11 protein-coding genes, 1 pseudogene and 1 riboswitch are annotated in these 13,538 nt (G+C 70.8%); of the genes and pseudogenes, 4 read left to right on the forward strand and 8 right to left on the reverse strand.

The window, feature by feature from the left end; genetic code table 11:
* Positions 1 to 24: 24 nt before the first annotated feature.
* From EUA93_RS08745 to EUA93_RS08755, 3 genes are all read left to right on the forward strand, one after another.
* Entirely contained in the window at positions 25 to 537 is a 513-nt protein-coding gene (locus EUA93_RS08745) for a YflT domain-containing protein (RefSeq protein WP_129399774.1), read from the forward strand.
* Between the two features lie 186 nt (positions 538 to 723).
* A complete protein-coding gene (locus EUA93_RS08750; protein ID WP_242497294.1) occupies positions 724 to 1,692 on the forward strand; it encodes an RNA polymerase subunit sigma-70 in 969 nt (322 codons plus the stop codon).
* Positions 1,689 to 2,117: a DUF6069 family protein gene (locus tag EUA93_RS08755; RefSeq protein ID WP_207208638.1), complete on the forward strand. Its 429-nt coding sequence runs from the start codon at positions 1,689 to 1,691 to the stop codon at positions 2,115 to 2,117. Before EUA93_RS08750 ends, EUA93_RS08755 begins: the two co-directional genes overlap by 4 nt.
* Here EUA93_RS08755 and EUA93_RS08760 read toward each other — a convergent pair.
* The 7 genes and pseudogenes from EUA93_RS08760 to EUA93_RS08790 all read right to left on the reverse strand — a co-directional run bounded on the left by EUA93_RS08760 (position 2,101) and on the right by EUA93_RS08790 (position 10,064).
* Positions 2,101 to 3,030, reverse strand: coding sequence for a cobalamin biosynthesis protein (locus tag EUA93_RS08760; RefSeq protein WP_242497295.1), 930 nt, complete (start codon positions 3,028 to 3,030; stop codon positions 2,101 to 2,103). The two genes, EUA93_RS08755 and EUA93_RS08760, sit on opposite strands and share 17 nt — an antisense overlap.
* A 62-nt stretch (positions 3,031 to 3,092) precedes the next feature.
* On the reverse strand, positions 3,093 to 3,899 hold the full coding sequence (locus tag EUA93_RS08765; RefSeq protein WP_129399776.1) for a CbtA family protein: 807 nt from the start codon (positions 3,897 to 3,899) through the stop codon (positions 3,093 to 3,095).
* Between the two features lie 10 nt (positions 3,900 to 3,909).
* A complete protein-coding gene (locus tag EUA93_RS08770; RefSeq protein WP_129399777.1) occupies positions 3,910 to 4,128 on the reverse strand; it encodes a CbtB domain-containing protein in 219 nt (72 codons plus the stop codon).
* A 156-nt stretch (positions 4,129 to 4,284) separates the two neighbouring features.
* Positions 4,285 to 6,752: pseudogene (locus tag EUA93_RS22300) on the reverse strand (cobyrinate a,c-diamide synthase).
* Positions 6,746 to 7,360 (reverse strand): cob(I)yrinic acid a,c-diamide adenosyltransferase, encoded by a 615-nt coding sequence (gene cobO, locus EUA93_RS08780; protein ID WP_129399778.1) that lies wholly within the window; start codon positions 7,358 to 7,360, stop codon positions 6,746 to 6,748. The pseudogene EUA93_RS22300 and the gene cobO overlap by 7 nt, the downstream one beginning before the upstream one ends.
* Positions 7,360 to 7,998, reverse strand: a complete 639-nt coding sequence (bluB, locus tag EUA93_RS08785) for a 5,6-dimethylbenzimidazole synthase (protein WP_129399779.1) — start codon at positions 7,996 to 7,998, stop codon at positions 7,360 to 7,362. Before bluB ends, cobO begins: the two co-directional genes overlap by 1 nt.
* The gene (locus EUA93_RS08790) at positions 7,995 to 10,064 is read right to left on the reverse strand and encodes a magnesium chelatase subunit D family protein (RefSeq protein ID WP_129399780.1); all 2,070 of its coding nucleotides are present in this window, start codon (positions 10,062 to 10,064) and stop codon (positions 7,995 to 7,997) included. Before EUA93_RS08790 ends, bluB begins: the two co-directional genes overlap by 4 nt.
* 27 nt (positions 10,065 to 10,091) lie before the next feature.
* Positions 10,092 to 10,238: riboswitch (cobalamin riboswitch) on the reverse strand.
* An 18-nt stretch (positions 10,239 to 10,256) separates the two neighbouring features.
* Between EUA93_RS08790 and cbiE the strand changes: the two genes are divergently transcribed.
* The gene (gene cbiE, locus EUA93_RS08795) at positions 10,257 to 11,471 is read left to right on the forward strand and encodes a precorrin-6y C5,15-methyltransferase (decarboxylating) subunit CbiE (protein WP_129399781.1); all 1,215 of its coding nucleotides are present in this window, start codon (positions 10,257 to 10,259) and stop codon (positions 11,469 to 11,471) included.
* 245 nt (positions 11,472 to 11,716) lie between these two features.
* Here cbiE and EUA93_RS08800 read toward each other — a convergent pair whose 3' ends face one another.
* Positions 11,717 to 13,498, reverse strand: coding sequence for a diadenylate cyclase (locus EUA93_RS08800; RefSeq protein WP_129399782.1), 1,782 nt, complete (start codon positions 13,496 to 13,498; stop codon positions 11,717 to 11,719).
* Positions 13,499 to 13,538 lie beyond the last annotated feature (40 nt).

Genomic DNA, 13,538 nt, shown 5'->3' on the forward strand with positions numbered 1-13,538 from the left:
GGACCGATCACGAAAGGTCCGCCCATGTCGACTTCCGGCATCAATCCCACCCTCAGGTCCGGCTCGCCGTTCACGCTGCAGTTCCCCCAGTCGCTGGCGGTCTACGACGACTACGCCGCCGCCCAGAAGAGCGTCGACTTCCTCTCCGACGCGGAGTTCCCCGTCGAGCACCTGATGATCGTCGGCACCGACCTCAAGCGGATCGAGCGCGTCACCGGCCGTCTCACGTGGTCCAAGATCGCGATCGGCGGCATCCTGTCCGGGCTGTGGCTCGGCGTCTTCATCGGGCTCGTCTTCGCGCTCTTCACCGAGTCGAGCGTCCTGCAGGTGCTGACCGGCACGGTGTTCCTGGGTGCGACGTTCGGCCTGGTCTGGGCGCTGATCGGCTACGCCGCGACCCGAGGCACGCGCGACTTCTCCTCCGTCACCCAGGTCGTCGCGACGAAGTACGAGGTGCTCGTCGAGAACAAGCACGCCGCCCGGGCGCGCGAGGTGCTCGCCGGGCTGCCGGGCGCGCTGCCGAACCCGTTCTCCTGAGCCGCGAGTCACCGGATATCCGGTGACCGCCCCGGTTGTCGGCCCAGATCTGGGGGACGAACCGGGAAACTCGGGTGCAAAGTCCATCGAGTGATGAGTTCTCCGCGCCGTCGCAGTCATACAAGTGACAGCCCGACGACACGAGAGGACGAGATGATGGCGGCGACACGGACGGAGAGGGTGGACGTGGGGAGCCTCAGCGAGGTCGGTGAGGCGGAGTTCGCGGAGCTGGTGGAGCCGCACCGCCGCGAGCTGCACGTGCACAGCTATCGGATGCTCGGCTCGTTCGAGGACGCCGAGGACGCGGTGCAGGAGACGCTCCTGCGGGCGTGGCGGCGGCGCGAGACGTACGCCGGCCGCGCGACGCTGCGTGCCTGGCTCTACCGGATCGCGACCAACGCATGCCTCGACCTGCTGGCCAAGCGGCGCCCCGACCCCGCGACGGGCGGAGAGGTGCTGTGGCTCCAGCCCTATCCCGACCGGCTCCTCGACGAGCTCCCCGCGGCCGGCGCCGACGAGCCCGAGGCGAAGGCCGTCGCGCGCGAGACGATCGAGCTGGCCTACGTCGTCGCGGTGCAGCACCTCGCGCCCCGCCCCCGCGCCGCGCTGATCCTGCGTGACGTGCTCGGCTGGCCGGCCAGGGACGTCGCCGAGCTGCTGGGCGACTCGGTGAACTCGGTCAACAGCGCGCTCCAGCGGGCCCGCGCCGGGATGCGCGAGCACCTGCCGGCCGAGCGCCAGGAGTGGACCGGGGCCGAGGACGACGTCGACAACCGCGAGCTCGTACGACGCTTCACCGACGCCAGCGTCGTCCCCGACCTCGACACGATCGCCACCCTGCTCCGCGACGACGTGCGCTACTCGATGCCGCCGTGGGAGGGCCTGCTCGTCGGGCGCGACGCGGTCGTCGCCGACTGGACGGCCAACGGCTACCCCGAGATGACGGGCCTGCGCACGGTGCCGACGTCGGTCAACCGCCAGCCGGCGATCGCCTGCTACCAGTGGCGCGAGCAGGAGCAGGCCCACCTGCCCCTGACGATCGACGTGCTCCGGATCTCCGGCGGGGCGGTCACCGAGGTGACCATCTTCGGCGCGGAGCAGTTCGAGCGGCTCGGTCTGCCGGCCCGGCTCGAGGGCTCGGAGGCCGACCGATGAGCGCCACGACCGTCGCCCGCACGGGCTTCGGCTCGCGCCTCGGCCGGCTGGTGGCCGCCGGACTGCTCGCGGCCGTCGGTGCCGCGGTGGCCACCGTCCTGGTGGCGGTGCTGCTGGAAGCGCTCGGCGCCGACTTCGAGGTCGATGGCGGCGCGATTCCGGTCGCGGGCTTCGGCTCGATCACGTTCCTGTTCTCGGTGGTGGGCATCGTGATCGCCGCGCTCCTCCTGCGGTTCAGCGCCGATCCCGACCGACGCTTCCTCACCGTCGCGGTCGTGCTGACCGCGCTCTCGCTGGTGCCGCCGGTCCTCTGGGGTCACGGTGCGGGCACGGTCCTCGCGCTCGTCGTGCTCCACCTGGTCGCGGCCGGCGTGGTGGTCCCGGCGCTGGTGCGCGTGCTGCGACGGGTCAGCGACCCCGCCTGAGCGCCACTGCGCACGCGACGACGACCGCTCCGGTCCCGACTCGGCTCGCCAGTCGGACGGAGCGATCGATGTCGTCGCGGGTCGGGGGCGGGCCGTCGCCGAGGATCACCCGGTCCTCGACCCCGTGGGCGTAGGTGTTCGTCCCCCCGAGCCGTACGCCGAGCGCGCCGGCGAACGCGGCCTCCACCACCCCGGCGTTCGGGCTGGGGTGGCGTCGCGCCTCGCGGGCCCACGCCCTCAGCGCGGCCGAGGGCGAGCCGCCGACCGTGGGGGCGAGGGCCGCCGCCAGCAGCCCGCTGAGCCGCGCGCCGGGGAGGTTGAGCAGGTCGTCGAGCCGGGCGGACGCCCAGCCGAACCGCCCGTAGCGCTCGCCCCGGTGACCGACCATCGCGTCGAGCGTGTTGACCGCGCGGTAGCCGAGCAGCCCGGGAATGCCGAGCAGCCCGCCCCACACGAGGGGGGCGACGACGGCGTCGGAGGTGTTCTCCGCGACGGACTCGACGGTCGCCCGGCTGACCTCGCCCTCGTCGAGGACGCTGGTGTCGCGCCCGACCAGGTGGGTCAGCCGCTGCCGGGCGCCGGGCAGGTCGTCGGCGGCGAGGAAGCCGTGCACGGCCGACGCCTCGCGCCCGAGCGACGTACCGCCCAGCACGGTCCACGTCGCCGCCGCGGTGAGCAGCGTGTGGGCCACGAAGTGCCCGCGCGAGCGGCGCTCCAGGACGAGACCGCCCCCCGCGGCGGCCCCGGCCAGGAGCGCCAGGTGGACGACGCCACGACTCCGCGAGTCGGCGTACGTCCTCCTCTCCAGCTCCAGTGCGGTGGTGCCGAACAGGGCGACGGGGTGCCCCCGTCGTGGGTCTCCGAAGCGCCGGTCGGCGAGGTGGCCGAGCGCGAGGCCCAGCGCCCTGCTCACCAGCGGAGCCCGCTGGTTGAGCAGGGCGCCCCGCGCCCGTGTCGAAACCCGGGGCCCGATCGTCAGAGCGATGCGGCCAGCTCGCGCTTGGCGTGCGCCATGGTCGCCTTCTCGTGCTGCCGGGCGACCATCGCGGTCATCCCGACGCCGATCAGCGCCCACAGGGTGGCGAGCGTGACGAGCGAGGCGCGGCGGAAGTACCAGAGCGTGTCGGCCGGGAAGCTGCCGAGCTCGTTGACCGTCGGCATCAGGTGCCCGACGACGACCACGACCAGGAGGTACGCCGCTGCGGCTGCCGCGACCGCCTCGGCGGTGCGGAGCCGGCCGAGCAGTGCCTTGCCGAGCAGGACCGCGCCGATCATGGCGACGACCGAGACCACGAGGAAGGCGAAGTAGAGCCCGGTGCGCGACCCGATGGTGTCGCCGCTGCCGACGGCGGGCGGCGTCGACGGGTACTTCGCGAAGGGCACGAGCGCCACCGCGACGAAGCCCAGCAGGGCGACCAGCGCGGTCGACTGGGCGGGCGAGAGCCGGCGGAGCCGACCCATGGCGAAGGCCGCTGCGATGCCGACGAGGCCACCGAGCGCGGGCCCGACGACGATCATGGCGGTGGCGAGGCCCCACGTCTTCTGGGTGGTGCGGCTGATGCCGCCCTCCTCGTCGCCGTGCAAGTGGCCGGCCTCCTCGCCGTCGGCGTGGGTGTGGCCGTCCTCGGCGGCAGGCGCCTCGGCCGCTGCCGAGCTGGCCTCCTCGATCCCGATGGCGGTGTCGATGGAGGGCTCGCCGAAGAGGTTGGCGACGGCAAACGTCAGTACCCCGGCGACCAGTCCGACGAGCAGACCGGTGACCAGGAAGTTGCGTACGGTCATCCCCGCGCGCTCAGTGGCAGGGGAAGCCGAGCAGGTGCCGGCCGTCGTGCACCCACTCGTGGATGGCGGTGCCGGCGGGCAGGCTGACGGCGCCCTGGTCCGCGCTGACGAAGAACAGCGCGAGGACGGCCAGCAGGCCGAAGAAGAGGGCCCACGGGGTGATCTGGGCGACGGGGATGCTCGGGACCGCGATCTCGGGTGCCGCGGGAGCGGGAATGGCGTTGCTCATGTGATGCCTCCTGGGGATGAGTGCGTCCCCTTGATAGATGGGCGATCGTCGAGCTCGGGTCTGGCTCCAGCCACCTGGGCGGCTGTCACAGTAGCGCTACTGCTCCGGACTTCCACCGGATTCCTCACACACGATCAGGCCGCAACCTACCAGCGATCAGGGGAGTGCTGACAAGGCCTCGAGCAGCTTTGTGGACACCTCGGGCGGGCGCACGGCGATCCGGATCCAGGAGTCGTCGAGGCCCGGGAACGTGTCGCAGCGTCGTACGGCGAAACCGGCCGCGCGCAGGGCCGCGTGCACGCCGGTGCCGGGCCGGGCGAGCACGAAGGGGGCGGTGCTGGTGACGTGCTCGATGCCTGCTGCGGTGAGGCCCTGCTGGAGGTGCTCGCGCCACTGCTCCACGTCGGCGTTGCGGGCCTTCGCCCCGGTCACGGCCTCGTCGGTGGTGCAGGCGATCATCGCGGCAGCGGCAGGCGTCGACACCGACCACGGGGGCTGCAGGTCGCGCAGCCCGGCGATCATGTCGCGTTCGCCCAGGACGTACCCGGCCCGCAGGCCCGCGATCGCCCACAGCTTGGTGAGGCTGCGCACGACGAGCAGGCCCGGGACCGGTTCGTCGGCCAGGCTCTCGGTGCCGTCGTCGTTGAAGGCCTCGTCGACGACGACCAGCCGACCGTCCCTCGTGAGGCTCCTGATGGCCGCGCCCGGGTGGCGTACGCCGGTCGGGTTGGTCGGGTTGCCGATCACCACGAGGTCGGCGTCGTCGGGGACGGTGGCCGGGTCGAGGGTGAAGCCGCCGTCGAGGACCACGTGGTGCGGGGAGTGACCGGCCGAGGCCAGCGCGACGTCGGGCTCGGTGAACTGCGGGTGCACCACGACCGGCCTGCGCCACGGCCGGAGCCGAGCGATCAGGGTGAAGGCCTCGGCCGCGCCGGACGTGGCGAGCACGTCGCCCCGGTCGCGGTGGTGGTGCGCCGCGAGCGCCGCCTCGGCGGGGGTGGGGTCGGGGTAGCGGGCCAGGTCGTCGACGCTCGCCGTGATGGCGTCGCGCAGCCACGGCGGCATCGGCGCCGGGTGGACGTTGACCGCGAGGTCGACCAGCCCGGGCGCCGCCTCCCGGTCCCCGTGGTGGCGGAGGTTCACCGCAAGGCAGCCGTCACCGGCACGGCCGCAGCTGCCGCCTCGGCGAACCGCGTCGCGAGGTGCGGGTGCCCGGCCCAGTGGACGTGGAGGTACGACGCGTGGAGCGTGCGGGTGCCGACACCCGCGGGGTGCGGACCGCCCTCGCCGTCGAGCCACCACGCGGGCTGGCCACCGGTGTCGCCGAGCAGGTGCGTGCGGTGGAACTCGTGGCCGGTGACCGACTCCCCGGGGCGGGAGAGCAGGTCGTCGCCGACGGCCTTGGCGCGGCGGTACGACAGCGTGAGCCGCGGCGCCATCGCGGCGTCGGCCGGGATCGCGCCGACCATGTGCGCCGGCTGGCCGGACGGCCCGGCGACGGTGCGGCAGAGGTAGAGCAGGCCGGCGCACTCGGCGACCGTCGGCAGCCCGCGCCCGATGGCGTCCCTGATGTCGGTGCGCAGCTGCTCGTTGGCGGTGAGCTCCAGCGCATGCATCTCGGGGAACCCGCCACCGAGGTAGAGCCCGGTCGTCCCCTCCGGAAGCTCGGTGTCGGTCAGCGGGTCGAGGTCCACGACCTCCGCCCCCGCCGCCTCCAGCAGCTCCACGGTCTCGGCGTAGCGGAACGTGAACGCCCGGCCCCCGGCGACCGCGATGACGGGTCGACGCCCACCCGGACCGCCGCTGGTCGAGGAAGGACGAAGTCCTGTCACGAGACCCGGCCACCTCGAAGCATCTGGTCTCGTGACGGGCGCCAGGGCGCCCTCCTCGACCAACGATGAGGCGGGGTCCCACGGCCGCTCGGCCAGGTCGGGCGCGGCGGCAGCGAGCCGTACGACTGCCTCGAGGTCCACCTTCTCGGCGATCTGACCGGCGAGCCGGTCGAGCGCCGCAGCCGCATCCCCGCGCTCGGCGGCTGGCACCAGCCCGAGGTGCCGCGACGGAGCCTCGATCCCGTCGTCCCGCTGCAGGATCCCGAGCACGGGCACCCGGTCACCGATGGACCGGACGACCTCGTCGGCGTGCCGAGCGGACCCGGCCTTGTTGAGGATCACGCCGACGACGTCGACGGGCGGCTGGGCCCAGGTCATCAGGCCGTGGACGGTGGCCGCGATGGTGCGCGAGGCGGAGGAGATGTCGACCACCAGCACCACCGGCGTACGCGTGACGGCCGCGACGTGGGCCGTCGAGGCGAAGCCGTCGCCACCGATCTGGCCGTCGTACAACCCCATCACACCCTCGATGACGGCGAGGTCCGCGCCGGTGGCGCCGTGCAACAACAGGGGTACGAGACGCTCCTCCCCGACGAGGTGCGGGTCGAGGTTGCGGCCGGGGCGGCCGGTGGCGAGCGCGTGGTAGCCGGGGTCGATGTAGTCGGGGCCGACCTTGTGGCCGCTGACGGTGTGACCGGCGCGCGCGAGGGCGGCCATCAGCCCGGTGGCGACGGTGGTCTTGCCGTGGCCGCTCGCGGGGGCCGCGACCATGAGGCGGGGGAGGGTCACCATTCGATGCCTCGCTGACCCTTCTGCCCGACCTCCATCGGGTGCTTGACCTGACCCATCTCGGTGACGAGGTTCGCGGCCTCGACGAGGCGCGGGTCGGCGTGGCGGCCGGTGATCACGACGTGCTGGCGACCGGGCCGGTTGACCAGCGTCGAGACGACGTCGTCGACGTCGACCCAGCCCCACTTCATCGGGTAGGTGAACTCGTCGAGGACGTAGAGGTCGTGGCGCTCCTCGGCGAGTGCGCGCTTGATCTCCTGCCAGCCCTCGGCGGCGTCGGCGGCGTGGTCCTCGTCGGTGCCGGCCTTGCGCGACCACGACCAGCCCGAGCCCATCTTGTGCCAGGTGACGGGCCCGCCCTCGCCGGTCTCCTCGTGCAGCTCGCCGAGGCGCTCGAGCACGGTCTGCTCGCCGATGCGCCACTTGGCGGACTTCACGAACTGGAAGACCCCGATGCTGAAGCCCTGGTTCCACCCGCGCATCGCCAGGCCGAAGGCGGCGGTCGACTTCCCCTTGCCGGGGCCGGTGTGGACCATGATGAGCGGCCGGTTGCGGCGCTCGCGCGTGGTCAGGCCGTCGTCGGGGACGGTGGTCGGCACTCCCTTGGGCATCAGGCGCTCCAGCTGTCGATGTGGATGGCCTCGTCGAGGGTGCGGCCCTTGCGCCAGTCGTGCCGGACCAGGTCGGGCACCTCCTGCAGGCGGGTGACGGGCCCGAGGCAGAGCCACGCGACAGGGCGTACGCCGTCGGGCAGGCCGACGAGGTCGGCGAGGAACTCCTCGCGGTAGAACGACACCCACCCCACGCCGAGGCCCTCGGCGGTGGCGGCGAGCCAGAGGTTCTGGATTGCCAGGCAGGTGGAGTAGAGGCCGGCGTCGGCGATCGCGTGACGGCCGAGCACGTGCTGCCCGCCCCGTCCGGGGGAGTACGTCACGACCACGCCGAGGCCGGACTCGCGGATGCCCTCGACCTTGATCTTCTCGAAGGTGGCACGCCGCTCGCCGTCGAGCTGGTCGGCGAAGATCTTGCGCTCCGTCTCGACGTGCTCGGCGAACTCGTTGCGCTTCACCTCGTCCTTCACCAGCACGAAGTCCCACGGCTGCGAGTGCCCGACGGACGGCGCCTGGTGGGCGGCTCGCAGCACCCGTCGCAGCGCGTCCTGGTCCAGGTCGTCGCCGCTGAACTCGGCTCGTACGTCGCGCCGGCGGGCGATGACGTCGTAGAGACCTTGACCCAGCTGGCTGCTCATGCCGCGCGCGCCATGCTCGTGAGGGCCTGCGCGCTGACCTCCGCGAGCGGGAGGTGCGTGGCCTGCATGGCCAGCGCGAGCTGACCGGCGAGGCCCATCCGCATCGGGCCCTGCTCGCAGTCGACGACGACGGCGCTGGTGTGCTGCTCCGCGAGCCATGCGGCAGCCTGCCGGCTCCTGACCACGGCGTCGGCGCCCTGGGTGGCCCGGCCGTCGGTGATCACGATGAGGAGCGGGCGGCGTCGCGGGTCGCGCACCCTCTCGACCCGCAGCACCTCGGCCGCGGTGAGCAGGCCTTCGGCGAGCGGCGTACGACCCCCTGCCGGCAGGTCGGCGAGCCGCTTCGCTGCGATGTCGACCGAGTGGGTCGGCGGCAGCGCGACCTCGGCGCTGTCGGCGCGGAAGGTGACCAGCCCGACCTTGTCGCGGCGCTGGTAGGCGTCGAGCAGCAGGCTGAGGATCGCGGTCTTCACCTGCTCCATCCGCTTCTTCGCGGCCATCGATCCGCTCGCGTCGACGCAGAAGAGGACGAGGTTGGCCTCGCGTCCCTCACGTCGTGCCGTCCTCAGATCGCCGTCCTGGAAGAGGATCCGACCACCCTGGCGCCCTCGTGCCTGTTGGTGAGGAGCCGCTGCCCGGATCGTCTCGATCAGGTGCAGCCCGCCGTTGCCGGTCGGGTCGGCCCCGATCCGGCGCCCGTTGCTCGTCAGCGCGCGGCTCCGCTTGCCCGACTCCCCGGCGCCCGTGCCGTGGACCTCGAACCGCTTCACCTTGTAGGGGTCCGCAGCTCCAATGACCGACGTCTGCCCGGCGCCCGAACCATCCGCTGGTTGAGGAGGGCGCTCTGCGCCCGTGTCGAAACCCGGGTCCTCCTGCTGATCCGTCGGTTGAGGAGGGCGCTCTGCGCTTTCCGCCGTTGGTTGAGGAGGGCGCTCTGCGCCCGTCTCGAAACCCGATCCATCCGACCCGGCGTCCGGACCATCGCCCTGATCGGACTCCGGCGCCTGGTCGTCGCCTCCGCCATCACCGTCCGGCTCCGGCGGAAGCGGCGGCTCAGGGTCCGGCTCCTCGTCCCCGAGAACCTGGTCGAGCAGCTCCTCGTCGAGCCCGGGAGCATCGAACGGGTTCCGCCGCCGCCGGTGGGGCAGCGCCAGCAGCGCCGCCTGACGGATGTCTGCCCGGGTGACGTGGGTCCGTCCGTTCCAGGCCGCGTTGGCGATCGCGGTGCGCGTGGTGACGATGTCGGCGCGCATCCCGTCGACCTCGAAGGCGGCGCACACCTCAGCGACCTTGGTCAGCACCGCGTCGGTCAGCTCGACCTCGGGGAGCAGCTTGCGGGCGGCGGCGATCCGGTCGGTCAGCGCGCGCTCGGCGTCGGCGTACGACTCGACGAAGGCGTCGGGGTCGGCGTCGAAGGCGAGCCGGCGGCGGACGACCTCGGCGCGCAGCTGCGGGTCGCGCGGTGCGGCGATCTCGACGGTGAGGCCGAAGCGGTCGAGGAGCTGGGGGCGGAGCTCACCCTCCTCGGGGTTCATGGTGCCGACGAGCACGAAGCGGGCGGCGTGGGCGACCGAGACGCCGTCGCGCTCGACGGTGGAGCGGCCCATCGCGGCGGCGTCGAGCAGCAGGTCGACGAGATGGTCGTGGAGGAGGTTGACCTCGTCGACGTAGAGGATGCCGCGGTGCGCGCGGGCGAGCAGGCCGGGCTCGTACTCGGCGACGCCGTCGGCCAGCACCTTGGAGAGGTGCAGCGAGCCGAGCACGCGGTCCTCGGTGGCGCCGACGGGGAGCTCGACGAGGCGTACGGGCCGGGTCTCGGTCTCCGCGTCGCTGCCCCAGGCTCCGTCGGGTGACGTCTCGCCGGGGGCGGAGGAGAACCGGTCGCCGGCGACCACCTCGATGGGCGGCAGCACGGTGGCGAGGGCGCGGACGGTGGTGGACTTGGCCGTGCCCTTCTCGCCGCGCACGAGCACGCCGCCGACCTCGGGGGAGATCGTGGTGAGGAGGAGGGCGAGCGTCATGTCGTCGCTGCCGACGACTGCGCAGAGGGGGTACTGCTGTGGCATGGGGGCTCCCGCTCTCGTTGCCAGGTTGGAACTGGTCGACGGGAGGCCGGTCTTCGGACTTCCCGGATCGTCATGTTCGACGTCTCGAGTCACCGCAGCGGGCCCTGTGCCGGACTTTCACCGGCTTCCCAGATTCTCCCCAAGCTTCGGGGCACCTCTCGCCTTGTCCGCGTCACGATAGCGTCTGCGGCCATGTCGTCCACTGGTGTGCCCACGGAGATCGTGGTCGTCGGGATCGGCGCCGACGGCTGGGTCTCGCTCTCCCCGTCGTCGCAGTCGCTGGTGCTGGAGGCGTCGGTGCTCTGGGGCGGCTCGCGACACCTCTCCCTGGTGCCCTCCGTCGGCGGTCAGGTGCGGGTGTCGTGGCCCTCGCCGTTGGCTGCTTCTCTGCCTGCGCTGCTCGCTGAGTACGCCGGTCGCCCGGTCGTCGCGCTTGCCTCCGGTGACCCGCTGGTGTCGGGGATCGCAACGACGCTCTTGGAGTACGGCGCTCCGGTGCGGGTGGTGCCCGCCATCTCGTCGGTGGCACTGGCTCGGGCGCGGATGGGATGGTCTTCCGAGTCCTGCGAGGTCGTTTCGCTTGTTGGTCGTCCCTTGGAACGTCTGGTGCTAGCCCTAGCACCGGGCCGCCGGATCCTGGTGCTCTCGTCGGATGCCTCGACACCCGCTGCGGTGGCGTCGTTGCTGACCTCTGCCGGGTGGGGTGCCTCTTCTTTCACGGTCCTCGGGGACCTCGGCTCGTCGACCGAAAGTGTTCGGTCAGGCGTCGCTTCCTCGTGGTCGGTCGCGTCTCCCGCGTTGAACATCATTGCCATCGGGGTGTCCGGAAACGGCTTGGCCTCCTGGGCGCCCGGACTGCCGGACTCGGCCTTCGAGAACGACGGCCAGCTCACCAAGCGAGACCTCCGCGCCTCCGCGCTCGCCCGCCTCATGCCCGCCCCCGGGCAAATCCTCTGGGACGTCGGCGCGGGTGCCGGCTCGGTCGGCATCGAGTGGATGCGCGCCCACCCGACATGCCGCACGATCGCCATCGAGTCCGACCCCGAGCGTGCGGCTCGAATTGCGCGGAACGCTCAGGCTCTCGGCGTCCCCGACCTCCAGGTCGTCGAAGGCCGAGCTCCGTCAGCACTGTCAGATCTCGAAGCCCCGGACGCGATCTTCATCGGGGGCGGCGCCACTCGTGAAGGCGTCCTGGACACCTGCCTCGCCGCGTTGAAGCCAGGCGGCCGCCTCGTCGTTCACGGCGTCACCCTCGAGACCGAGACGTTGCTCGCCAAGGCGTACGCCGACCACGGCGGCGAGCTGACTCGGATCGGGGTCGAGACCGCGGCGCCAGTAGGGACCTTCACTGGGTGGACGCCCGCGCGCAGGGTCACTCAGTGGGCTCTAGATCGAGCGCCAGTCTGAAGCGCAGGACCTGCTGCGATCCGCCCAGAATGCCGCACATCCAACCGTCGACGAGTAGCCCAGAGTGATGCGCTGACCCTCGCTAGGCGAGCGCCCAGTGTTCATTCAGAGATGCACGGGCGGCGGCATGCAAGCTTCAGGAAGTACTCGTCAACTGAGGGCTCCTGCGCCCCAAACCCCCTGCGACCTCTGTTGCGGGCGCGCCACAGTTCCGATGTATCTGAGTCCGCTCTGGCAGCCGACCTCTAACTGCAGCCCTCATAGAAGTACGTGGCGTCCATCGCGGCGTTTGGAGTAAGCCTCTTCCAGGAGACGTTGAGGATGTGTCCAAGGCCGTCATTCGATTCGCGCTTCGCATGCCTACTGCGCTTGGCTTCAACTTGCTCGCGAGCGTCATTTGCCCGGTCGCACTGGTCGGCGGAAAGGTAGAAGGCAACGGACTCGATGTGCCGCCACCGCCTGTTGAACACACCATCCTCAGGGTCGTTCGTGACAGCGGCCTCGACCTTCCGTACCACCTCTTCGATTCCGGCGCGCGTGACTTGACGGCGGAGGTCTGGGAGCACGTTGATCATTCCGTCTTCGCTCACGATGACGACCATGCAGTTCCGATCGTTGGCTTTCGCATAGCGCACTGCTGAGTTGTATCTGGCTCCTCTCGCCGGGTCTCCGTCTCCGGTGGCTTCACCGTCGAGAATCACCCCGATGGCGTGGCATTCGCCCGCGGGATCCACGAGTACCGCCCCGTCGATGCGCGTGATTGCGTCGATGAGTTCAGGGTTGAGGTGCCCCGGCGCAACCTGCTGCGCTTGGGGAGCGAGCCGTGCGGCCTCCCCCGGTGCGTCGTTGTGCACGACGAGGATCGTGCCGTGCGAAGCCTTGGATGCGTGGTCCGCGAGATCCCACAGTCTTTCCGCATCGGCTGGGACAGAACTGGAAAATACGCGACGGGCGATGCTCTTGAAGGCATCGGGATCGATGGATGGTTGAGGGAAGGTAGGGCGCGTGTTCTCGACGCGGAGAAGCCTGTCTAGGTGATGACGCAGTTCCCAGGCACCGCGAGCCACGACAACGAAACTGAAAATATCCTCGTCCGCGGATGAATACGTGTCTCGAATCTTTGCGAGACCGTGAACCTTTTCGCCATCGCACAGCAGATGGAGGTCGTTTGTGGCCATCTCTAGCGCCTTGCGCATGGAACGCGTCTCGGACAGGGGGATGGGTCTTGCGAACCGGAGAGTGAGATCGATCTTCGGGTTGTCCGGTGAGGCGAGGGCCAGGGCACCATTGCTGCTTCGGCCCTCGTACGGTTGAGCCGAGATTTCGTCGAGTGCCACGGCTACGTCTGATGCGAACTCGTAGCCGCTATAGACAGCGACCGATTGCGCGAATCGTTGTGCCGCCTTGCGGATGATCTCGGAGCGTGCGGCCCAGCTGGGCATGAACATCTCTGGTGGCTCGATGTTGCGGAGGTCGCTGAGAACGGCTAAGAGCAGTTCCTCCATCACCGCATGCTGGAAGGAAGGGGTGACCGAGTACCGGTCGATGGTTGTCCTGCTCAAGGCTGGCCTACCGTTCCAGCGGCCGGTGGGGACGGCGGCAACGGGATGAATCTCGTACGCGCCTATGCGCGCGGACCTCCCGACAAAGAACGTGAGGTCGGCGCCGGCGGATGAGGACGTCAGTGCATCCTGAACAGCCTCGGCGCGCATGGAGTCGAGAAGCCCGCGGTGGTAGCGGTCGTGGTGCCGACCACTGGTGATAATCGTGGTGGACCCAGCGTTGTCGGCATATCTGGTGCGTGCGTCAGCGGGGACGTGGCTCAGATCGACTTTGGCCAGCTCGTCGAGCTCGGACTCGAAACAGATCGGGTGACGCTGCCCGGGGTCGTCGGTGAACCCGACTAGGAAGGCTCGGACCCCGAGGCCAAACCCGATCTGCTCGAAGATCTGGCTAGCCGCAAGTTCCAAGGTGACTCGGAATGAATGTTGGAACGGCCACATGAACTGGTCGATGGTGTCTCGCACAGATGCATTGTTTCCTGACACCGACCCTCGGCGCGAGCCA

This window comes from Nocardioides oleivorans (assembly GCF_004137255.1).
Classification (GTDB): domain Bacteria; phylum Actinomycetota; class Actinomycetes; order Propionibacteriales; family Nocardioidaceae; genus Nocardioides; species Nocardioides oleivorans.